This window comes from Rhizobium sp. AB2/73 (genome assembly GCF_020871915.1).
Taxonomy (GTDB): Bacteria; Pseudomonadota; Alphaproteobacteria; order Rhizobiales; family Rhizobiaceae; genus Rhizobium; species Rhizobium dioscoreae.
On the sequence record NZ_CP067072.1, the window covers coordinates 234396 to 256100 of the forward strand.

Consider the following 21705-nt stretch of genomic DNA (forward strand, 5'->3'; position numbering starts at 1 on the left):
GATCGTCTGTTCCACTCGCGCTATCGGCTGCAAATCGGCCGATAGCCGGGCCGCTGAGACGCTGGATTGGATCATTTGATTGGCTGCAGCCAGCCCCGATAATGAACGACGGGGCCGATGAGAGGGAGGGCAATCGGTGCGTCGAAGTGGAAGCTATCGTCCTCCGCCCATCCACGAGCGATGCTTTGGGCGGCAGAAGGCGCGGCAGCGGAATGCACAGGAACGACCAGTGTCGCATCTCTATGCTGAGCCCGTTGCCCCCCAATGGGAAGATCGAGTGCAAAGCGGAAGGGGCCGAGGCGTTCGACGAGGTGGCCATTCTCTTCGCTCAAACGGCTGTAGAAGCGCTGGCGGAAAAATCCCGCGTCCATTCTTCTATGCCGTTGGTTTCCTCGAAGGACACATGCAGTGCGTGCTTTCCCGCCGCGGGACGTCTGGTCACAGCTTTGACCGGCTGCATTGCCGCCGTCAATTGCACGTTTTTATGGGCTGCCATGTCAAACCGGCAAACGACCGCGAGCTTTGCATCGCAAGGCTGGGCAGCGGAGGGATGGAGAGAAGCAAGATCGATCTGTCGATTGGCGCGCGGCCCGATCCAGGAGATCGGGCCGCGCGCATCGCGGAAGAGTAGCTTAGCGATAACGCCAGCCACCATGCCACCACTCGCGATGCACCCAATAGCGATGACCGTCCCAGTAGCCACGGCCGGGATAGTAAATGCCATAGGCCGGAACTGCCGGCACGACGACCACAGGCCGTCCATTTGGGCGGCAGTAGCCATAGGGGTTGCGATGCCAACCGATGCCGCATCCGTCGCGAGCCTCGGCCGGAGAAATGGCTGCAAGGCAGGCGATTGCGGCGAAAGTCAGCAAAATGATCTTTTTCATGATGTCCTCATTCGTCCTTGAAGAGCTTCAGGCTGTTATCCCTTCAGCGCTTAAACGGAGGCGAGCGGCAAATCCGTCGCTGTGTCTCGATAATTTTGCGTTCGGGCGAAAAGGCACGGAGCACTTGCCGTGCACAAGCCGGCAACGGTGCGGAACCACTGCGTATGCTGTGGAATCAGGATCGAATTTCAAGGCGCTGAGATGCGAGGCGAGCCTGCTCTTGGCACGATCTCGCTGCCGGCACCATTTTCTTGCCAATGATGGGCGCACGGCGGATCAGCGCGCGCAGCACCGCCTGGATTGCCTTGTATCGCTCCCCCGGACACAAGCGTCCATTGGAATCATAGGCAAACAGGAGACGGCGTCGCGCAAATGCGTGTGCCAGCCACAGGGAAAAAGCAACGCCGACGCCCCAGCCCATCAGGGTATCGCTTGCCCAATGCGCGCCGACCCATTGGCGCGACAGGCAGATCAGGACGCCGACAGGTATGAAGAGGGGGCGAAGCCGGGGAAAGACCAGCGCCAGCGACATCGCCATGGCGCCGGCCGTTGCCGAATGTCCGGAAGGAAAGGAGGCGAAGTCGGCATGGAAGGCAAGGGGCCGGAAAGAGAAGGCGCCGTTCGTGTCCAGGAGTTCCGGCCTGGCGCGACCGATGATGTTCTTTGCGAGCGAATCGACAATGCCGCCGCCGGCGACCGCCAGGAAGACGAAGGCCGCCGCAGTTGCGATGAGATCTGCCCCTGTTCGCATGGATTTCCGCAGTTTGTGCGCGGGCGCGAGGATTGCAAATATCAGCAGCGCTCCGCTGAATGACAGCACCAGAAGCCCGGTGCCGAGGCTGCTGATCCATTTCGCTATCCCGCGCAACTGCGCGGGAAACGACTTCATCCAGATAGCCAGGGAATAATCAGCCGTCCACATGACGAGCAATGACAGCACCAGGAAAATGACGATGATAACGATCGGCCGTTCGAGAAATGCGCGATTGGCAGGAGGCTTGGTGGCCGGTGCGCTGAAGAAGCTACGAAGGCCGCCGATCGCGCGCCTGCGACCAGTCTCGGCGGAACGCGCCAATGCTTCTTTCACAGCCTCGCGGCCTCGTTGCCATGCCTGCATAAAGCCGACTTTCCGCCGCTGTCGAAACAGCCTCTTGTGGAGCCGGGCACACCAATCGCCTTTCGCTCCGTTTCCCTCGGAAAGCTGCTACAACAACACGCTGACAGCCGCCTGAAAGGTTGCGATGGGCAGGTTAGATGCCGGTTATTGGGACGACAAAACAAAGGCCGGGCGTCGACCAGTCGGTTTTGGTTCTCGAGATGTGGAGTCGTGACCGAAAAGCTCCTCGGTGCTCAAAAAGAATGTTCCATCAATAAGATGGCGACCGAATTTCGTGACCCCGGGCGAAAGTCGCCGGGAGGATTGCTTCGATGGCCTTTTTTAGCGACAATTGGGCTAGCGTTCGGTGGGAGGAGCCAAATGCAGCACTATTCCGCACATGCGGATCAGGTTTACGCGTCGGCGCAATCGGCGGCGGCGAGTTCTTCGGTCGTTGCCTCCTGGCGACGGTGCATGGTCATGCATCGTCTGGCGCCGGAAGAGAAGCGTCTGCCGATGCGCTTGACCAGCCAGGAATTTCAAACAGCGTTGGAGCGGTCGGAACGGCTGGTTGCCGAAGCGGCCGGTGAACTGGATCGTCTTTTTCTTGCGGTCGGTAAAGCCGGTTGCTGCCTGCTTCTGACCGACCGGGATGGCATCGCACTCGAACGCCGGGGCGCTGCCGGCGACGACAAGGACTTCCACGATCTCGGCCTATGGACCGGTTCCGTCTGGACGGAGGCGAGCATCGGCACCAACGGCATCGGTACGGCGCTTGCCGACGAGCGGGCCGTTGCGATCTTCCGCGACCAGCATTTCTTCTGCTCAAACATCAATCTCAGCTGCACCACAGCGCCGATCCGCGATCATCGCGGCCAGCTTGCCGGCGCCCTCGACATTTCCACCTGCCGCGATGACGTGAACGACGCGACACTGGCGATCCTGTCGCAGACGGTGCGCGATGCGGCTGTGCGCATCGAACTCAATCTTTTCCGCAGCGCCTTTGCAGGCGCCCGCTTCGTCATGGTGCCGACGGATACGGCTTCCACCTCGGCGCTATTGGCTGTCGACCGCAACGACCTCGTGCTTGGTGCGACCCGCGCAGCCCGGGTGGCATTGAAGCTCGACGATCATCGCATTGCCGTAGGCATTCCTGCTTCTGACATTCTTAGCGAGCAGGGGGCCGGGAGTGAGGATCTCCTGGAGGCCGAGCGCGCTGCCTTGCTGAGAGCGCTTTCGCGCGCCAACGGCAATGTCTCTCAGGCAGCCGCGGCGCTCGGCATGAGCCGCTCGACCCTGCATCGGAAGATGAACCGGCTCAATCTCCACTGAAGCGCCATCAACGCGCATTCGATCTGGCAGCTGTCGCAGAGTTGCGACACTGTGCGCTGCAGCACGGCAGGCGGCCTCTATCGCCCGCCGCGATATGCCCTCAGACTTCTCCCATCGGTTCGCTCATCGAACCTGCCGACCAAGGGAGGATGGCATGCTGCATCAGAAGATCGTGGAATCTCCGTTCAAACTCAAATATGGCAACTATATTGGCGGCGAGTGGCGCGAGCCGATCGCGGGCAAGTATTTCGACAACCTCACACCGATCACCGGCGGCAAGATCTGCGAGATACCGCGCTCCGACGAAAAGGACATCAACGCCGCACTCGATGCCGCCCATGCGGCCAAGGACAAATGGGCTAGGACGTCGACCACCGAGCGCTCCAATATACTGATGAAGATCGCCCAGCGCATGGAAGACAAGCTGGAAGTGCTGGCGCAGGCTGAAAGCTGGGACAACGGCAAGCCGATCCGCGAAACCATGGCGGCCGATATCCCGCTCGCCATTGATCATTTCCGCTACTTCGCTTCCTGCATTCGCGCCCAGGAGGGCTCGATCGGCGAGATCGACCACGATACGGTCGCGTACCACTTTCACGAGCCGCTCGGCGTCGTCGGCCAGATCATTCCCTGGAACTTCCCGATCCTGATGGCCGCCTGGAAGCTTGCGCCGGCGCTTGCCGCCGGCAATTGCGTCGTCATCAAGCCGGCGGAACAGACGCCTGCCTCGCTGTTGGTCTGGGCTGAATTAGTCGGCGATCTCCTGCCGCCTGGCGTGCTCAACATCGTCAACGGTTTCGGCCTCGAAGCGGGCAAGCCGCTCGCCACCAGCCCGCGCATCGCCAAGATCGCCTTTACCGGCGAGACGACCACCGGTCGGCTGATCATGCAATATGCCAGCCAGAACCTGATCCCCGTCACGCTCGAACTCGGCGGCAAGTCGCCGAACATCTTCTTTGCCGATGTTGCCGCCGAGGACGACGATTTCTTCGACAAGGCGCTCGAGGGCTTTGCGATGTTCGCGCTTAACCAAGGCGAGGTCTGCACCTGCCCCAGCCGTGCGCTGATCCAGGAATCGGTCTACGACCGCTTCATGGAGCGTGCCGTCAAGCGCGTGGAAGCCATCAAGCAGGGCAATCCGCTCGATCCCGCAACCATGATCGGCGCGCAGGCATCGAGCGAGCAGATGGAGAAGATTCTCTCTTATCTCGATATCGGCCGGCAGGAAGGTGCCGAGGTGCTGGCGGGCGGCGCGCGCGCCGATCTCGGAGGCGAGCTGTCGAGCGGCTACTACATCAAGCCGACCATCTTCAAAGGCCACAACAAGATGCGTGTGTTCCAGGAAGAAATCTTCGGCCCGGTCGTATCGGTCACCACCTTCAAGGACGAGAAGGAAGCGCTTGAGATCGCGAACGACACGCTCTACGGCCTCGGCGCCGGCGTATGGACCCGCGACGGCAATCGCGCCTATCGCTTTGGCCGCGAGATCCAGGCCGGCCGCGTCTGGACGAATTGCTATCACGCCTATCCAGCCCACGCCGCTTTCGGCGGCTACAAGCAATCGGGCATCGGACGTGAGACGCACAAGATGATGCTCGATCACTATCAGCAGACCAAGAATATGCTGGTGAGCTACAGCCCGAAGGCTCTGGGCTTCTTCTGAGACCTCCCAACAAAGCCAGCAAGGCTCCCAGCTGCAGCTTGGGGGCCTTCGAGCATTCGCACATAGGCAATGGAGGGTGGTCATGGATGATAATGGATCGGAGCCGCGGGTGCTGGCGACCGACAAGGCACTTGAGTTTATCCGAGAGATACAGAAGGACCATCCCGATATCCTGTTTCATCAGTCGGGTGGGTGCTGCGACGGCTCTTCGCCGATGTGCTATCCGGCTGACGAATTCATGATTGGCGACAACGACGTCAAGCTCGGTGAGATCGGTGGCGTGCCCGTCTATATCAGCGGCAGTCAGTTCGAGGCGTGGAAGCATACGCAGCTCATCATCGATGTCGTACCGGGACGCGGCGGCATGTTCTCGCTCGACAATGGGCGGGAGAAGCGATTTCTCACACGCTCGCGCCTCTTCGGCGGTGGCGAAGCCTGCGCAATCCCGGACATCAGCCGTTCGCGGGCATGATAGGCAGGGCCATAAGCGGCGTGTAGTATTCGCCTAATACCTGCGACCGCAGGTACTTTGCTAAAGTGCCGTCCGTTGTTTTTAGGGAGGAAGACGATGCCAGCAGCAAAGATCCTGATGATTACGGGTGATTTCACCGAAGACTACGAGACCATGGTGCCGTTCCAGACGCTGCTTGCCTGCGGCTACACGGTGCATGCCGTCTGCCCTGGCAAGAATGCCGGCGAGACGGTGGCAACGGCCATTCATGATTTCGAAGGCGATCAGACCTATTCCGAGAAGCGCGGCCATAATTTTGCATTGAATGCGACATTCGCCAGTATTCGCGCCGAAGACTATGATGCGCTCGTCATTCCGGGCGGCCGTGCGCCGGAATATCTCCGCCTGAATCCAGAGGTCATCGAGACCGTTCAGCACTTCTTCGAGGCGGGCAAGCCGGTTGCCGCCATCTGCCACGGCGCGCAGTTGTTGGCCGCGGCCGGTGTGCTCAAGGGACGCACCTGCTCGGCCTATCCCGCCTGCAGGCCCGAGGTGGAACTTGCCGGCGGCATTTATGCCGACATCGCCATCAATGATGCAGTTGCCGACGGCAATCTCGTGACCGCTCCGGCGTGGCCGGCGCATCCGTCATGGCTGCGCCAATTCATGGCCGTGCTGGATGCCAATGCCTTGTCGTCAGCGAACGCTGCCTGAACTTGAGGGGAGACGCGCATGTGCGAATTGTTCATCAAGGCCGATGCCAGGCTCTGGGAAAGCACGACGCGCTCCCTCCGCATCGATGGCATGGTGACCAGTGTCCGGCTGGAAAATTTCTTCTGGTCGAAGCTGGAGGAAATCGCGCGACGTGACGGCATGAACGTGGTGCAGCTGATCACCAAACTGCACCACGAATCCATCGACGCCGGCCACGATCTCGGCAATTTCACCTCGTTCCTTCGCGTTTGCTGCGCCCGCTATCTCGATCTGCAGCTGGCCGGCGACATTTCCAGCGATCTTTCCCAGCCGATCGCTGGCGTGGACGCGCCCGCCATTCTCGGTCGCGAGCGCCTGAAGTATCATTGAGCGTATTGCTATGCGGCGCCCGAGAGCCGGTTCTCGGGCGCCGTTGCATCCGACAATCGTTCGGCAATCAGCCGTGCCGCCGCATCAGCCGCGGTTTCCATGTAGCTCGGATCGCGATGGAGCAGGACCACCGCAAATGAGCCGTCGAGGAGCAGCATGATCTGGCGCGCGAGCGGCAGGGCATTGCTGCCCGCGCCCGCCTCCAGGAAGACCGATCCCAGCCATTCCTCAACACTCTTCTTGTGAGCGCGCGCCGCAACCAGCGCGGGATGGCCGGGAAGGTTGATGAGTTCCACCGAAGTCCGCAAGAAACCACAGCCTTTCCATTTGGCGCTGCGCGCCGATTGCGCCAGCTGGCGGAAAATGCCGGCAACCTTTTCTGAAATATTGCCTTCGGTTTCTTCGAACCAGCGTTTGAAGACGGCAAGGTTCGGCTCGCTGCGTGCCTGCAGATGGGCGGCGATCAGGTCGTCCTTGCTGCGGAAATGATAATAGAGGGTGCGCTTGGTAACGCCTGCCTTCTCGGCGATGGCGTCGACACTGATCGCGCGAATGCCGTCGCTGTGGAAGAGTTTTGCGGCGGCCTGAAGAATACGCTCGCGTGTCGGCAGGGAACTGTCTCTCATGGCTCAATGTATACCGGGTAGTGAATATACACAACGCGGCGATCGTCCCATCTTGGCGCCCATGAGCCAGCAACCTCGACCATCCTTGAATGAAGACAGTCTTTCGATTTCCATCCCCTGTCGGGATGACGTCGTTCTCGGTGGCCGCCTTTGGCTGGCGGAGACGAAAAGGCCGGAAGGCAGCGTCATCATCAACCCGGCCACCGGAGTTCTCGCACGCTATTATCACCGCTATGCGCAATTCCTGGCGCGGCATGGGTTCGATGTCCTGACCTTCGATTATCGGGGCATCGGCCAGTCGCGCCCGCAACGGCTGCGTGGATCCCGTTATCGCTGGCGGGATTGGGGCGAGCAGGATTTCGATGCCGCGCTTCGGCTGATGTCCGATCACCGCCGCAACGGTCCGCTTTTGGTGGTGGGTCATAGCGTCGGCGGATTCCTGCCGGGATTGGCTGAGAACGCCCCGAAGATCAACAGGATGCTGACGGTCGGAGCTCAATATGCCTGGTGGGGCGATTACATGCCGAGCAGGCGGGCCGCTCTGTTCCTCAAATGGCATGTGGCTATGCCTGCGATGACCGCGCTCTGCGGCTATTTCCCGGGCCGGCGGCTTGGCTGGCTGGAGGATCTGCCGAAAGGCGTGGCAAACGAGTGGAGTTTTCGTGGCCCCAGGTTCGAGCGCAGCCATCCTGTGGGCGAGAGGCGGGAGGTGCTACGGCGAATGAGCGCCGTCAAAGCATCGATCCTGGCCGTTGCGGTTTCGGACGACGAACTTGGCACCGTACCGGCAATTCGCCGCACACTGAATTACTATACCGGCGCGCAACGCCAGCCGGTGCTGCTCCGTCCGGCTGATTTCGGTCGGGATGCAATCGGCCATTTCGGCCTCTTTCACGATAGCCATGCTGCCGGTTTCTGGGTCGATACGCTTTCGTGGCTTCGGGAGGGCCGTAATCCCTGGCCGGCAGCCGAGCTGAAATAGTAAAGCCAAGTGTCCGCATCGGCTCCTCGCTCCGCGCTTGTTGCATGGGATGATCGTCTCGGGTAGATGCCATTCACAGATCGTGAATGAGATGAAAGCCAGGCATTTGCCGGCCTTGGAATGCTCTAGAAACCCGTAGGATGGAGTTTGGCATGACCAGCCAAAATGACGAATATGTCTATGACGAAGTGACAGGCGAGTGGCGACCTGCTGCGGAGATGGCAGCCGCTGCCGCCGCTACGGGGCCTGTCGTCCACGATGCAAGCGGCAACGTCCTCGCCGATGGCGACTCCGTCACCCTCATCAAGGATTTGAAAGTGAAGGGCGCCAATCAGACTTTGAAGCAGGGTACCGTTATCAAGTCGATTCGACTGACCGACAATCCTGAAGAAGTGGATTGCCGTTACGACGGGATCAAGGGTTTGGTTCTTCGCACCGAGTTCATACGCAAGCGCTAGAACTGTTCCTCCCTCTTCGCAATTGCAAAATTGAACGGTATCGGGCCGATTATCCGGATTCCCGAATTGTAAAATTGGAAATTGGTGCTTATCTCCTTCGCTGGATGCTTTTACATAACCTGTACGGGTATGTAACGGTTGCAGGCCGGCTAGGGGATTATGCATGCATCTTGAAGACTATGCCGCACTCGGCCGCTCGGAGTTGCGCGTCAGTCCGCTTGCGCTCGGAACCATGACTTTCGATAAGGGGTTCATCCGGCATTCGCATGAAAATCAGCCTGCGGCGATCCTGACGCGCTATCTCGAACTCGGTGGCAACTATCTCGATACCGGCAACGGAGCGATGAAAGCGGGCGGCCAGACGGTCGTCGGCAGCTATGTCGCACAAAACTCGATCCAGCGCGATCGTCTTGTCATCGCCGCCAAATTCGATGTCGCGCGACATGGCGAAAGGCTTGGCCGCAAAGCCGTGGTCGACGGCTTCGAGGAGACCCTTCGTCGGCTGCGCACCGACTATCTCGACCTCTATTGGCTGAACAATTGGGACATACAGGCGCCTTTGGAAGAAATGCTGGAGGCGCTCCACGATCTCGTTCAATCGGGAAAGCTGCGTTATTTCGGCATTTCAGATACGCCGGCCTGGAAGGTGGCGCATGCCCATCTCCTGTCGCAGTCCAACGGCTGGGCTCCATTCATCGGTTTGCAGATCGAATATTCGCTTGCCGCACGGCTATTTGAAATCGAGCTCATTCCCTTGGCGCGCGGGCTGGGGCTTGGCGTCGTCTCTCATTCGCCATTGAGCGGTGGCCTCATCAGCGGTCGATATACGCGCGCCAACAATGCGGGCGCAAGAACAGGGCATGCAGCGCAATTGATGCAACGGCCCGACGAGCAGGACCTTGAAATCGTGGACGCCCTGTTCCGCGTTGCCGATGAACTCGGTACGACAACCGCACGCGTCGCCCTTGCCTGGGCAATGGGACGCCGTGGCGTAACTTCGACGATTATCGGCATCCATACGCTGGAACAACTCGACGAGGATATCGGCGCGCTCGATGTCCGGCTTTCTCCCGAACAGACGGCGACGCTGGATGCGCTTACGATCCCGAATCCCGTCATTGCCCTACCGCTGACGTTGCAGAACGCCGCGCCCCTGAGCTGTGTAGATTGAGGAATGGTCTGAGGCCGTTTTCCGGCTGGCAGCGGCATGTGCTGTCGTCGCAATCGCTTCTCTTGTCGGCTGGTCTTCCTATCTAAAGTCGCCAGTCGTCCATATGAGGCATTGCATGAGCGATGGAATACAGCAGCTGAACGTAAACCGAAACGTCTTGCGCGAGCTCGTTGCCGGGTTGAGCGACGGCATCATCCTGCTCGATCCCGAGGGAGAAATCTCCTGGGCAAACAGTGCTGCATTGCAGATGCACAGAATCTCGACCATCGAGGAGCTGGGCGGCGATGCAGCGGGCTACAGGCAGGCTTTCACGCTGCGCTACCGCAACAACCATCTGCTGGAAGAGGGGCAATACCCGATCGAGCGCCTATTGAAGGGCGAAACGGTCGAGGAGGTGACTGTCGAAATATCGCCCGTTGCCAATCTGGATCTCGTCTGGGTTCACACGGTTCGCAGCCTGGTTATTGCCGATGCCGGCGCCCGTCCGGATGTGCTTGCCCTTATCATTCGCGACGAGACGTCGCTATTCGAGGCGGAGGAGCGCTTCGAGAGAGCGTTCAATGCCAATCCGGCGCCCGGTTTGATCTGCCGCCTCGACGACCTTCGCTTTATCCGGGTCAACCAGGGTTTCGTCGAAATGACGAACTATGCGAAGGAAGATGTCATCGGGAAGTCCGTGGATGAAATGGGTCTGTTTGCCAACTGCGATACGGGCGAGGATGCGTTGGCGAAGCTTCTGGAAGGCCGATTGATCCGCCAGCGCGAGGCGTTGATCCCTTTGCCCGATAGTGGCGACCGGCTCGTCGTCGTCGCCGGTGAGCCCATCGCGGTCGGCGAGGAGGCCTGCATGTTGTTCACCTTCGCCGATCTGGACGCACGAAGAAAGGCGCAGAATGCACTGCGTCAGAGTGAGGAGCGCTTTTCGAAATCGTTCCGGCTTTCACCGGCGCCGGCGGCCATTTCGCGCCTCGAGGATTTCGTCTTCACCGAGGTCAACGACGCCTTCCTGCAGCTTTGCGGCTACAGCTTGGAGGAGGTCATCGGCAAGGCGGCGGGCGAGCTGCGCCTCTGGGGCGAGGTCGCCGCCCGGCGGGCGATGGAGCGCAAACTGGTCGACAATATCCCGCTTCGCGACGAGCTGATGCGGATGACTCAAAAAGACGGCAGCGTTGCGGATTGCCTGGTCTCCGCCGAGCGTGTCGAGATCAACGACCAACAATGTGTCATCTGGTCATTGCAGGATGTTACCGAGCGCAGGCGCAGCGAAGCCGAACTGATCGAAGCCATCGAAAGCGTGATGGCCGACACCTCTTGGTTCAGCCGCTCGGTCGTCGATCGGCTCGCGACCCTGCGGCAGGTGTCGAATGGAAAGGTGCCCTCGGCGCAGCTTCTCGATCTCAGCGACCGCGAAAGGGAGATCCTGGCCTTGATTTGCCGAGGCCAAAGCGATGCGGAAATGAGCGAGACGCTGCACCTCTCCAGGAATACCATCCGCAACCATGTTGCATCGCTCTATGCTAAGATCGGCGTCAACCGACGCTCGGCGGCTGTGATCTGGGCCAGAGAGCGCGGCTTCACCGGCTTGCCGACGGCCTCGAAGGGGAAGAAGTCGAAATAGACTGGCGCTTTCTGCTTTCAGCCGGCGCCGCCGGTGCAGAAAGGCATATCGCAGCCCAAAAAAGGCTATTTTCTACTAACGCGAATAGTAGATTCTGCTCTGCAAGCGCGCCCATTGCCGCCCTAATTCATTGTTCATGGCTTCGGCCGATGCCGATGCCTCCTCTATTGAAACAAAGCTCAAGGAGATCAGAAATGGACGAGAATCGCATCAAAGGCGCAGTCAAGGAAGCAAGCGGCTCTATCAAGAAGGCTGCGGGCAAGCTGACCGGCAACGACAGGCTCCAGGCGGAAGGCGCAGCCGAAAAGGTCGAAGGAAAGATCCAGGCCAAGGTCGGCAAGGCCAAGGACATTATCAAGAACGCGCTTCGCTAAAGCTTTTCCGCTCGCGAACATGCTCCCGCGATTTGCCGAGGCTTCCGATGCTTTTTCTAGCCAACCTGTCATCGCTGACGACATCGTCTGATAGCTGCGCAACCTGCACGGCTATCCGCTGCCTGATCGCTTACGCCGAAGGGCTCGAAGACTCGCATATCGAGGTTGCCGCGACGGAGGGTGCAATTGTCCTGTCAGGCATCGCGTCGTCCGACGAAGCTCGCGCGCAGGCACTCGATATTGCCGGCGAATATGCCGGAATTCGCATCATCAACAACATAGTCATCCGCGCCGATCGGGGATCGCCGGATCCATTCGAGACCGGCGCTTAGCCACACGAGTGCAGGCCGGATAGACGACTGCGCTCAAGCTCCTGAAGGATAAATCATGAAAAGATTGATCATTGTGGCCGCGACCATTTCCGTTGCCTTTGCCTCGGTTGCCGCCGCTGCTGGCATCCATCATCATCCGAAGAAGAGATCGCCAGAGGTCGCCTCTGAACCGAAGGAGCGTCTCGGCACGCTCTCCTGCGAAGTCGCAGGCGGGGTCGGGATGATTCTTGGCTCCAGCAGGAAGGTCAGCTGTACCTTCAAGCAGCGCACCGGCAAGGTCGAGCGCTATGCCGGCACGATCGGCAAGCTCGGGATCGACGTTGGAATCACCGGCAAGAGCTATTTGAGCTGGGTCGTGTTGAATACCGCTCCGACCCGTATCGGGGACGGCGCTCTGGCCGGCACCTATGTTGGAGCCTCGGCAGGCGCTTCCGTCGGCTTGGGTCTCGGCGCCAATGTCCTGATCGGCGGCAATGCCAAGAATTTTGCCCTCCAGCCGCTGAGCGCGGAGGCCGGTACTGGCCTCAACGTGGCGGCGGGGGTCTCGCGCCTGCAGCTGAGCCCTGCCAGCTGACGGGAGCCGGCAACGGCGACGCCATCCACAAACGCGCCGTTGCCACCTCCATGGCCATTAGTAATTCAAAAAGTCAGCGGGTTAGCAAATTGCGATCCGCTCCTATAAACTTGTCGCGAGGTCAGTTCCGTGAGTGAATCCGTCAGCTACAATCCCCCTTTCACGACATCCGAAGATATGCCGATCATGCGCCGAACATCCTGGGGTGCGATCCTTGCGGCGAGCGCGGTGGCGCTTGCCGTGCAGATTGTGCTTAACCTTTTGGGCATCGGCATCGGCGCAGCCATCGTCAATCCCGGCGGTGGCCAGAATGCGCCCGGGCTCGCGGCCTCGCTTTCCGGCGCCGCCTGGTTCATCGGTTCAGGCCTGATTGCGTCCTTCGTCGGCGGCTATATCGCAAGCCGGCTTTCGCGATCGATCTCCACAACGATCGGGAGCATGCATGGGATTGCCTCCTGGGCAGTCTCGACCCTGATTGTCATCTATCTGCTGACCACATCGATCGGAACCGTGGTTGGCGGTGCTTTCAGTGGAGTGACCGAACTCCTGTCCGGTGCTGGTAAGACAGTTCAGACAGTAGCAGTCGGCGCTGCGCCGGCTATGGGCAGCATGCCCAATCCCATTGATACGATCGAGGAGCAGATCCGCAACAGCGGCAATGACCCGCAGGCATTGCGCCAGGCGGCGGCCGTCTCCGTTCAAGCCGTGTTGACCGGCGATCCTGCCAAGGCCGATGAGGCACGTGCCCGTGCCGCGGACGCTTTGGCTCGCGCGCAGAATATTCCGGTCGATCAGGCGAAGAACGAGGTGGCTCAATACGAGCAGCAGTACCAGCAGGCCATCGATAAAGCCAAGGCTCAAGCTGTTCAGGCAGGCGCGGTTGCCGCGAAGCTTGTCTCGGCCGGAGCTTTCGTCGCCTGCTTTGCTCTTGTGCTCGCAATCGCGGCCGCGTGGGTCGGTGCCATCTGGGCCGCTGCCGCCAATCGCGACGAGTATTAGAGGGGAGAAAGCCGCTCCGCTGCGGAAGCGTTGTAAAAATACATGATCCGGGCGCGGCCTGAAGCAAGCCGCGCCCGGATCATAATTCAGCTCACATCAAGCGATGTCGAAGCGGTCGGCATTCATGACCTTGGTCCATGCCGCAACGAAGTCCTGGACGAACTTCTTCTCGGCATCGGACTGGCCGTAGACTTCGGCGATCGCGCGGAGCTGCGAATTGGAGCCGAAAACGAGATCGACGCGCGTCGCGGTCCACTTCACGTCGCCGGTTGCGCGATCGCGACCCTCGAAGACGTCCTTGGCATCCGAAACGGCTTTCCACTCCGTGCCCATGTCGAGGAGGTTCACGAAGAAGTCGTTGGTCAGCGTTTCCGGACGCTTGGTGAAGACGCCATGCTGGCTCTGACCGACATTGGCGTTCAGCACACGCAGGCCGCCAATGAGGGCGGTCATTTCCGGCGCCGTCAGCGTCAGCAGCTGTGCCTTGTCGATCAGCAGCTCCTCGGAAGAGACGGTGTAGGCCTGCCGCTGGTAGTTGCGGAAGCCGTCGACGATCGGTTCGAGAACGGCAAAGGCGTCCACATCGGTCTGTTCCTGCGTCGCATCGGTGCGGCCGGGAGCGAAGGGTACGACCACGTCATGGCCAGCCTTCTTCGCAGCCTGTTCGATAGCAACCGAGCCGCCGAGAACGATGAGATCGGCGAGCGATACCTTCTTGCTGCCGGTCTGGGCATCGTTGAACTTCTTCTGGATGCCTTCGAGCGTCTGCAGCACGGAAGCGAGCTGGGCTGGCTGGTTAGCCTCCCAGTCCTTCTGCGGAGCAAGGCGGATGCGAGCGCCGTTTGCGCCGCCGCGCTTGTCCGAACCGCGGAACGTCGAAGCCGAAGCCCAGGCGGTCGAAACCAGCTGCGGGACGGTGAGACCCGATGCGGCGATCTCGGCCTTGAGGGCAGCGACATCATTGGCATCGATCGATGCATAATCGGCCGAGGGGATCGGGTCCTGCCAGATGAGCTCTTCGCTCGGCACTTCCGGACCGAGATAACGGGCGCGAGGCCCCATGTCGCGATGGGTCAGCTTGAACCATGCGCGGGCGAAGGCGTCGGCGAATTCGTCCGGATTTTCGAAGAAGCGGCGGGAAATCTTCTCATAGGCCGGGTCGAAGCGCAGGGCGAGGTCGGTCGTCAGCATGGACGGTGCGTGGCGCTTGGACTTGTCGTGCGCGTCGGGAATCGAGCCGGCGCCTGCGCCGTGCTTCGGCACCCACTGGTGCGCGCCGGCCGGGCTCTTCGTCAGTTCCCATTCGTAGCCGAACAGGTTCCAGAAGAAGTTGTTGCTCCACTTCGTCGGTGTCGAGGTCCAGGTGACTTCGAGACCGCTGCCGATCGTGTCGCCGCCCTTGCCAGTGCCGAAGCTGTTCTTCCAGCCGAGGCCCTGCTCCTCGATGCCGGCTGCTTCCGGCTCAGGTCCGACATGGGCTGCATCGCCTGCGCCATGGGTCTTGCCGAAGGTATGGCCGCCGGCGATGAGGGCGACGGTTTCTTCGTCATTCATGGCCATGCGGGCGAAGGTCTCGCGGATGTCGCGTGCGGCTGCAAGCGGATCCGGATTGCCGTTCGGTCCCTCAGGATTGACATAGATGAGGCCCATCTGCACGGCAGCGAGCGGGTTTTCCAGATTGCGGTCGCCGGTGTAGCGCTTGTCGCCGAGCCAGGTCTCTTCCGCGCCCCAATAGATGTCTTCTTCCGGTTCCCAGACGTCTTCGCGACCGCCGCCGAAGCCGAAGGTCTTGAAGCCCATTGATTCCAGCGCAACGTTGCCGGTGAGGATCATGAGGTCGGCCCAGGAGATGCTGTTGCCGTATTTCTGCTTGATCGGCCAGAGCAGGCGGCGAGCTTTGTCGAGGTTGACGTTGTCCGGCCAGCTGTTGAGCGGCGCGAAACGCTGCGTGCCGGAGGAGGCGCCACCGCGGCCGTCGCCCGTGCGATAGGTGCCGGCGCTATGCCAGGCCATGCGGATGAAGAGCGGACCGTAGTGACCGAAGTCGGCCGGCCACCAATCCTGCGAATCCGTCATAAGGGCGGTGAGATCCTTCTTCAGGGCCTCCAGATCGAGCTTCTTGAATTCCTCGGCATAGTTGAACGCCTTGCCCATCGGGCTGGAAAGGGCCGAATTCTGGTGAAGAATCCGAAGGTTCAGTTGATTCGGCCACCAGTCCCGGTTCGAACGCGCGGAAACACTCGTGTTTCCATGCGGAAACGGACATTTTCCGGCAGTTTCGACTTTTGTGTCCATGATACTCTCCCTTACGATGATTTGATGTGTGACGACCGGAGAAGGAGCTTTGCCCGCCCGCCGGGAAATGCCCCGGTTCTAAAACGGGTATGGCAGCGACATGTCAGACGCATGAATCTCTCGTTGTTCTGGCCTCGCGTGAAACGGAGACGTGGAAGCAGGCAAAGCTTGGGGTCCCCTGCCTTCCGACCGGCCCGTGCATCGATGAACTGAACGCAGTCAATGGTCTCAATATGAGCTTCGTATGACAGGCGGCCGCATCTCATCTCTGCCGCGGCACTATAGCCAAGCCTTTTCATTAATTTAAGTTGGATTTCCTGATTGGCACGATAAGATGAGCTTATGGCAAACTTCACGCTCAAACAGCTTCGTTATTTCGAAGCGCTGGCCCGGCTCGGCCACTTCGGACGCGCGGCAGATCTATGCGCGATCTCTCAGCCCGCCTTGTCGATGCAGATCAAGGAGCTGGAGGAGCAGCTCGGCACGGACCTCTTCGAAAGAGGCGCGCGCCAGGTCCGGCTGACCAATTTCGGAGAAGCTTTCGCGATTCGCGTCCGCGACATCCTGCGCTCCGTCGACGAGCTGGGAGATCTTGCCCGCGCATCGCATAATCAGCCCGTGGGACGGTTGCGGATCGGCATCATCCCTACGGTCGCGCCCTATCTGTTGCCGAGCATCATCGGCAGCCTCACCCGTATCTATGACGGGCTTGATATCCATGTGCGTGAGACCCTGACCTCGAAACTGGTCGAGGAGCTGGAGGAGGGGAGGCTGGATACCGCGATCGTCGCCCTACCGATCTCCGAAACATCGCTCACGGAAGTGCCGTTGTTTGCGGAAAACTTCGTACTGGTGCGGCCGAGCGAGGACGAGGGCAAGCCGGTGCCCAACCGCGAGGCGCTTCGCGAAATGCGGCTGCTGCTCCTGGAGGAAGGGCACTGCTTTCGCGATCAGGCGCTCTCCTTCTGCAATATCCATTCAGCCTTGCCGCGGGAGCTGATGGACGGTAGTTCGCTGTCGACGCTGGTGCAGATGGTCAGCGCCGGCATCGGCGTCACTCTGATACCGGAGATGGCGGTAGCGGTGGAAACCCGCTCGGCCTCGGTGTCGACGGTGCGCTTTCAAAGCCCGCAGCCCTCACGCACTATCGGCATGATCTGGCGCAGGACGAGCCCGCTCGCCAAGCAGCTTCTGCAGATTTCCGAAGTGGTCCGCGAGGCGGCCGATGCCATGCGCGAGCAGCACGATTCGATCTGGCGCGCGCAAGACCTGGAGCTCGAAGCCCGGTTGCAACCGGCGGCTGCCCGCCGCCCCGGCTTTGGCACCGTCGATGGCCCGGCTCCGCGCCGGTAGGCTCCGCATCGTGCATTAACGCTGTTGGAATCTTTTCCACAGAAGGTGATATTTCAAACGATTGAAAATATTTTAATCGTTTAAATATTTTAATAGCTTGATTTACAAAGAAACTCCTCCATGTCATGCCAGTAACGCATGACAATGGAGGTCGTGATGCAAGAGCTTGAAAGCGTAAGAAATGAAATTCCTACGTATGTGATTGATCGCCTCGAAAACGAATGGCGGGTAATGCAGACTCGGAATGTGCAGCTGGAAACCGGGCTGCGCACTGAAACGCCTGCAAATACAGCGCCTGCAACGGGCGATAGTCGCGGATCACTCGATAAGTAATATTTATAAAGGCAGGAATCGCACTGCGCTCGCAGGTCTGGCGGCGCTATTGAAAGCATCGCATTCCGCTTTTTCCATGACATTCCAGAAAACGGACCAGCCCCGGCTTATTGCCAGGGCTATCGTTTATTGTCGCGTCGTCGGTTCCTCGTGCGATAGAGATAAGAATAGGTTCAGGCGTCGAGATAACGCTCGGTCAGGCGTGCCCACATCGCCGCACCGACGGTGAGGCTTTCATCGGCGAAATCATATTTGGCGCTGTGGAGGATGGCTGAATTCAAGCCATTGCCAAGGCGCAGAAAGCTGCCGGGCTTATGCTCCAGGTAATGCGAGAAATCTTCGCTGCCGGGAATCAGGCCACAGGTGGTGACTTTATCAGCGCCGACAAGTTCTTCGGCCACCATGCGCGCGAATTCCGTTTCCTTCTCTGAGTTGACGACGACCGGATGACCGTGGACATAGTCGATCTCTGCACTTGCACCATAGCCATCCGCGATAGAAGCCGTCAGCTTGCGAATACGGGCTTCAAGCAGCTCGCGCACCTTCGGATCGAAGGAGCGGACCGTGAGCAGCATCCTCGCGCTCTCCGGAATGACGTTCGAAGCCTCGCCGGCGTGGATGGCGCCGACGGTCACGACCGCCGTCTGCGTCGGGTCGACACTGCGGGCAACGATCGTCTGCAGACTGACGACGAGATTGCAGGCGACAACCACCGGGTCAATTGTCAGATGCGGGCGTGAAGCATGGCCGCCCTTGCCTGTGATTGTAATTTCGACCGTATCGGCGGCGGCCATCAGCGGGCCGGAGCGCAACAGCCAGGTGCCTTCCGGCGCGCCCGGATGATTGTGCAGCCCATAAATGACGTCGAAGGGAAAGCGTTCGAAGAGGCCATCCTTGATCATCGCGGGAGCGCCGCTGACCGCTCCCGCCTCTTCGGCCGGCTGGAAGATCAGGTTTACAGTGCCGTTGAAGTGGCGGGTACGAGCGAGATATTCGGCAGCCCCTAGCAAAATCGTGGTGTGGCCGTCATGGCCGCAGGCATGCATCTTGCCGGGCACCTTGCTGGCATAGGGCTTGCCGGTCTGCTCGGTGATCGGCAGCGCGTCCATATCGGCGCGGATCGCGATGCTCTTCTTGCCGGCTCCTACCGTCATGCGCGCAACGACGCCATGGCCGCCGACATTGCGGGTGACTTCATAGCCCCAGGCTTCCAGCTTCTCGGCGACGAAGCGCGCGGTCTCCGCCTCCTCGAAAGACAGCTCGGGATGGGCGTGCAGATGCTGGCGAATGTCTGTCAGTTCGGCTTTCATCGGCTCGAAGTCGGAAAGGCGGGCGAAATCGTTGTCGAGGGTCATGGCTATTCCAATAGTTCGCTTGAGCCGCCATCCGCCATAGAGCGTGCGGGCTTCACTGATGATATGTGTGTCGCGCTAGATGAAGCGCGACAGGAAGCTTCTGGTGCGCGGATGCTGCGGATTGCCGATTACATCCTCCGGTCTGCCCTGCTCGACGATCTTGCCGCCATCCATGAAGACGACACGGTCGGCAGCCTCGCGGGCAAAGCCGATCTCATGGGTGACGACGATCATTGTTAAGCCCTGTTTGGCAAGGTCGCGCATTGTGGCGAGCACTTCGCCGACGAGCTCCGGATCGAGCGCCGAAGTCGGCTCGTCGAACAGCATCAGCTTCGGCTTGATCGCCAGCGCTCGGGCGATTGCGACGCGCTGCTGCTGGCCGCCAGAAAGCTGGCGCGGATAATTGTGAGCCTTGGCTGACAAGCCAACGCGGTCAAGCAGTGCCAACGCATTCTCCGTCGCCTGCTTCCGGTTCTCGCCATGGATGCCGATCGGCGCTTCGATGACATTCTGCAGTGCCGTCATATGCGGATAGAGATTGAACTGCTGGAACACCATGCCGATCTTGCGCCTCTGCAGCGCGATCGCATGGTTGGATAGTTTGAGCAGCCGCCCCTTGTTCAGCTGGTAGCCGATCTGCTCGCCATCGACTTCGATAGAGCCGCGATTGATCGCTTCCAGATGGTTGATGCAGCGCAGGAAGGTTGACTTGCCGGAACCGGAAGGGCCAAGGATGACGACCACTTCGCCTGGCGCCACATCGAGGTCGATGCCTTTCAGAACTTCGAGATGTTCGAAGGACTTGTGGACGTTGCGCGCCCGCACCAGCGGCGGCAGGTCGGCAACGGTGCTGTTTGGTGTGTTCATCGGAGCGTTCATTGGCCCGCCTCCTGCGCCGGCACGAGCGCTGGCGCGCTCTCCGTTGCCGCCTTCGTCCCGCCGGTGCGGCGGTCGGCGCGGCTGTAATAGCGCTCGATATAGCTCTGGCCGATATTGAGCACCGAGGTAATCAGCAGATACCAGATGACGGCGACGAGCAGCATCGGAATGACTTCGAAGGTGCGGTTGTAGATCGACTGCACGGAGTAGAGCAGGTCGGCCATGGCGATGACGCTGACGAGCGAGGTCGCCTTGATCATGCTGATGAGCTGATTGCCCGTCGGCGGTACGATGGAGCGCATGGCCTGCGGGATGATGATGCGGCGCAGAGCCCGACTTTTCGTCATGCCGAATGCTTCGGCGGTCTCGAACTGGCCTCTGTCGACCGAAAGCAGGCCGCCGCGGATGATCTCGGCCATATAGGCGGCTTCGTTGAGAGCGAGGCCGGCGATCGCCGCCGTCATCGGGCTGATGACTGAATTCGTGTCCCAGCTGACGAAGGTAGGTCCGAAGGGAATGCCGATCGACAGCGTCGGGAAGAGCGTCGAAAGATTGTACCAGAAGATCAGCTGCACGAGCAGCGGCGTGCCGCGGAAGAACCAGATGAACAGCGAGGCGAGCGTGCTTGCCAGCCTGTCCTTGGACATGCGGGCGATCGCCAAAAGCAGGCCAAAGGCGATGCCGAGCGCCATGGCGACGACGGTCAGGCCGAGCGAGACATAGAGGCCGCTGATGACGACGGGATCGAAGAAGTACTGGGCGACGACATGCCAGCCGAAGTTTTCATTGTGGGCGACCGACCACGCCCAATAGGCTGCGATCGCAAGCGTGACGACCCAGGCCGCCACACGACCCTTCGCGAACGGTGTGTGGGCATTCGCCACATCCCGTGCCGACGCATCGCCGGAAGGCGATGCGTTGTTTCTGGATTTCGTACTCATTTCGGCAATGTCCCGCCAAGATTGATACCGGGTTCCTTGATCATATTGTTCTCAAGGCCCCATTTCTTCATGATGGCGGCATAGGTGCCGTTGTCCATGAGAAGTTTGACGGTATCCTTTAGAATAGGTCCGAGAGGCGAGCCCTTCGGCACGACGGCACCCTGATAGAGATCCTCGAAGCCGTTCTTCTGGCCGACGCCTGTCAGTTCCAGCTGGCCGTTCGCCTGCGAGACGAAATAGGTGAGCGGGGCCTGCGAGGAGAAGAAGGCATCGGAGCGCTTTGAGCGGACGGCGAGGATCGAGCTCGGCTGATCGGTGAAGGACTGGACTTCGATCGCGCCCTTACCATCCGTCTTGCATTTCTCGGCCTGAACCTGGATCACCTTTTCTGCCGATCCTCCGGCCATGACGGCGATGCGCTGGCCGCAGGCGCTGTCGAGCGAGGTGATGCCCTTTGGATTGCCTTTTTGCACTGCAAAGATGACGAATTCCTGTACCCAGTCGACGAAGTCGTTTGCTTCCTCGCGGCTCTTGAAATCGCCGATCGGGCCGAAGGCGAATTGATAGCGGCCGGAGTTGATGCCGGCGAGGATCGCAGGCAGCCCGCTGACGCTTTCATGCTCGATCTTCACGCCGAGCACCTGGCCGATCGCATCGGTCAGATCGGCACTGGCGCCGGTCAGCTTGGTGCCGGTGACGATTTCATAGGGAGGGAAAGAGCCGTTGTTGACGGAAATCATTTTGCCGGAGGTGCGGATCGCCTCTGGCAGCTTGGCCTGCAGGTCCTTGTTGACCGAAAGTTTCGGCAAGCTCGCATCCTCGGCAAAGGCAGCACCCGGCATCATCAGGCTTGCCAGGGCGACGTAGGTCATTTTCTTCAGCGACATGTTCATTCCCCTTTTT

The 21705-nt window shown here is 60.2% G+C and carries 24 protein-coding genes; 15 read left to right on the forward strand and 9 right to left on the reverse strand.

What is annotated here, in order from left to right; all coding sequences use genetic code 11:
* Window positions 1-71: 71 nt before the first annotated feature.
* The 3 genes from I8E17_RS20770 to I8E17_RS20780 form a co-directional block, all read right to left on the reverse strand.
* Window positions 72-371: a DUF4166 domain-containing protein gene (locus tag I8E17_RS20770; RefSeq protein WP_113366219.1), complete on the reverse strand. Its 300-nt coding sequence runs from the start codon at window positions 369-371 to the stop codon at window positions 72-74.
* A gap of 261 nt (window positions 372-632) precedes the next feature.
* Window positions 633-887 carry a hypothetical protein gene (locus I8E17_RS20775; RefSeq protein WP_069610375.1) on the reverse strand — a complete coding sequence of 85 codons (255 nt, stop codon included), beginning with the start codon at window positions 885-887 and terminating at the stop codon, window positions 633-635.
* 175 nt (window positions 888-1062) lie between these two features.
* Window positions 1063-2004, reverse strand: a complete 942-nt coding sequence (locus I8E17_RS20780; protein ID WP_069610376.1) for a phosphatase PAP2 family protein — start codon at window positions 2002-2004, stop codon at window positions 1063-1065.
* A gap of 360 nt (window positions 2005-2364) precedes the next feature.
* Between I8E17_RS20780 and I8E17_RS20785 the strand changes: the two genes are divergently transcribed.
* The 5 genes from I8E17_RS20785 (at window position 2365) to I8E17_RS20805 (ending at window position 6512) form a co-directional block, all read left to right on the forward strand.
* Window positions 2365-3315, forward strand: coding sequence for a GAF domain-containing protein (locus I8E17_RS20785; protein WP_069610377.1), 951 nt, complete (start codon window positions 2365-2367; stop codon window positions 3313-3315).
* A gap of 154 nt (window positions 3316-3469) precedes the next feature.
* The gene (gene adh, locus I8E17_RS20790; RefSeq protein WP_069610378.1) at window positions 3470-4978 is read left to right on the forward strand and encodes an aldehyde dehydrogenase; all 1509 of its coding nucleotides are present in this window, start codon (window positions 3470-3472) and stop codon (window positions 4976-4978) included.
* A gap of 82 nt (window positions 4979-5060) precedes the next feature.
* Window positions 5061-5450 carry a DUF779 domain-containing protein gene (locus tag I8E17_RS20795; protein WP_069610379.1) on the forward strand — a complete coding sequence of 130 codons (390 nt, stop codon included), beginning with the start codon at window positions 5061-5063 and terminating at the stop codon, window positions 5448-5450.
* 96 nt (window positions 5451-5546) lie between these two features.
* Window positions 5547-6143: a DJ-1/PfpI family protein gene (locus I8E17_RS20800; protein ID WP_069610380.1), complete on the forward strand. Its 597-nt coding sequence runs from the start codon at window positions 5547-5549 to the stop codon at window positions 6141-6143.
* Window positions 6144-6161: 18 nt separating this feature from the next.
* Window positions 6162-6512 carry a ribbon-helix-helix domain-containing protein gene (locus I8E17_RS20805; RefSeq protein ID WP_004124790.1) on the forward strand — a complete coding sequence of 117 codons (351 nt, stop codon included), beginning with the start codon at window positions 6162-6164 and terminating at the stop codon, window positions 6510-6512.
* Between the two features lie 8 nt (window positions 6513-6520).
* Here I8E17_RS20805 and I8E17_RS20810 read toward each other — a convergent pair whose 3' ends face one another.
* Window positions 6521-7138, reverse strand: a complete 618-nt coding sequence (locus tag I8E17_RS20810; protein WP_069610381.1) for a TetR/AcrR family transcriptional regulator — start codon at window positions 7136-7138, stop codon at window positions 6521-6523.
* 61 nt (window positions 7139-7199) lie between these two features.
* On the opposite strand from I8E17_RS20810, the gene I8E17_RS20815 reads away from it, so the two are divergent.
* The 8 genes from I8E17_RS20815 to I8E17_RS20850 all read left to right on the forward strand — a co-directional run bounded on the left by I8E17_RS20815 (window position 7200) and on the right by I8E17_RS20850 (window position 13646).
* On the forward strand, window positions 7200-8120 hold the full coding sequence (locus I8E17_RS20815) for an alpha/beta fold hydrolase (protein ID WP_229002173.1): 921 nt from the start codon (window positions 7200-7202) through the stop codon (window positions 8118-8120).
* Between the two features lie 152 nt (window positions 8121-8272).
* Window positions 8273-8578, forward strand: coding sequence for an alkylphosphonate utilization protein (locus I8E17_RS20820; protein WP_176727953.1), 306 nt, complete (start codon window positions 8273-8275; stop codon window positions 8576-8578).
* A 163-nt stretch (window positions 8579-8741) separates the two neighbouring features.
* Window positions 8742-9749 carry an aldo/keto reductase gene (locus I8E17_RS20825; protein WP_069610384.1) on the forward strand — a complete coding sequence of 336 codons (1008 nt, stop codon included), beginning with the start codon at window positions 8742-8744 and terminating at the stop codon, window positions 9747-9749.
* 115 nt (window positions 9750-9864) lie between these two features.
* Window positions 9865-11367 (forward strand): PAS domain S-box protein, encoded by a 1503-nt coding sequence (locus I8E17_RS20830; protein ID WP_069610385.1) that lies wholly within the window; start codon window positions 9865-9867, stop codon window positions 11365-11367.
* Between the two features lie 194 nt (window positions 11368-11561).
* Entirely contained in the window at window positions 11562-11741 is a 180-nt protein-coding gene (locus I8E17_RS20835; RefSeq protein WP_069610386.1) for a CsbD family protein, read from the forward strand.
* 47 nt (window positions 11742-11788) lie between these two features.
* On the forward strand, window positions 11789-12073 hold the full coding sequence (locus tag I8E17_RS20840) for a BON domain-containing protein (protein WP_069610387.1): 285 nt from the start codon (window positions 11789-11791) through the stop codon (window positions 12071-12073).
* A gap of 55 nt (window positions 12074-12128) precedes the next feature.
* Window positions 12129-12647: a DUF992 domain-containing protein gene (locus I8E17_RS20845; protein ID WP_069610388.1), complete on the forward strand. Its 519-nt coding sequence runs from the start codon at window positions 12129-12131 to the stop codon at window positions 12645-12647.
* Between the two features lie 129 nt (window positions 12648-12776).
* Window positions 12777-13646: a PhnA-like protein gene (locus tag I8E17_RS20850; protein WP_229002174.1), complete on the forward strand. Its 870-nt coding sequence runs from the start codon at window positions 12777-12779 to the stop codon at window positions 13644-13646.
* A 96-nt stretch (window positions 13647-13742) separates the two neighbouring features.
* On the opposite strand, the gene katG is transcribed toward I8E17_RS20850, so the two are convergent.
* Entirely contained in the window at window positions 13743-15941 is a 2199-nt protein-coding gene (gene katG, locus I8E17_RS20855) for a catalase/peroxidase HPI (RefSeq protein WP_069610390.1), read from the reverse strand.
* A 342-nt stretch (window positions 15942-16283) separates the two neighbouring features.
* Here katG and I8E17_RS20860 point away from each other — a divergent pair, with 342 nt between their 5' ends.
* The gene (locus tag I8E17_RS20860; protein ID WP_069610391.1) at window positions 16284-17294 is read left to right on the forward strand and encodes a hydrogen peroxide-inducible genes activator; all 1011 of its coding nucleotides are present in this window, start codon (window positions 16284-16286) and stop codon (window positions 17292-17294) included.
* A gap of 156 nt (window positions 17295-17450) precedes the next feature.
* Window positions 17451-17627 carry a hypothetical protein gene (locus tag I8E17_RS20865; RefSeq protein ID WP_173004573.1) on the forward strand — a complete coding sequence of 59 codons (177 nt, stop codon included), beginning with the start codon at window positions 17451-17453 and terminating at the stop codon, window positions 17625-17627.
* 173 nt (window positions 17628-17800) lie between these two features.
* Here the strand turns inward: I8E17_RS20865 and I8E17_RS20870 are convergent, their stop codons facing one another.
* The 4 genes from I8E17_RS20870 to I8E17_RS20885 form a co-directional block, all read right to left on the reverse strand.
* The gene (locus I8E17_RS20870) at window positions 17801-18982 is read right to left on the reverse strand and encodes a M20 aminoacylase family protein (RefSeq protein ID WP_069610392.1); all 1182 of its coding nucleotides are present in this window, start codon (window positions 18980-18982) and stop codon (window positions 17801-17803) included.
* Between the two features lie 75 nt (window positions 18983-19057).
* Window positions 19058-19861, reverse strand: coding sequence for an amino acid ABC transporter ATP-binding protein (locus tag I8E17_RS20875; protein ID WP_275950141.1), 804 nt, complete (start codon window positions 19859-19861; stop codon window positions 19058-19060).
* Window positions 19858-20802, reverse strand: a complete 945-nt coding sequence (locus I8E17_RS20880; RefSeq protein WP_112723419.1) for an amino acid ABC transporter permease — start codon at window positions 20800-20802, stop codon at window positions 19858-19860. Before I8E17_RS20880 ends, I8E17_RS20875 begins: the two co-directional genes overlap by 4 nt.
* Complete coding sequence (locus tag I8E17_RS20885; protein ID WP_069610478.1) at window positions 20799-21689, reverse strand: ABC transporter substrate-binding protein; 891 nt, start codon at window positions 21687-21689, stop codon at window positions 20799-20801. The genes I8E17_RS20880 and I8E17_RS20885 overlap by 4 nt, the downstream gene beginning before the upstream one ends.
* Window positions 21690-21705 lie beyond the last annotated feature (16 nt).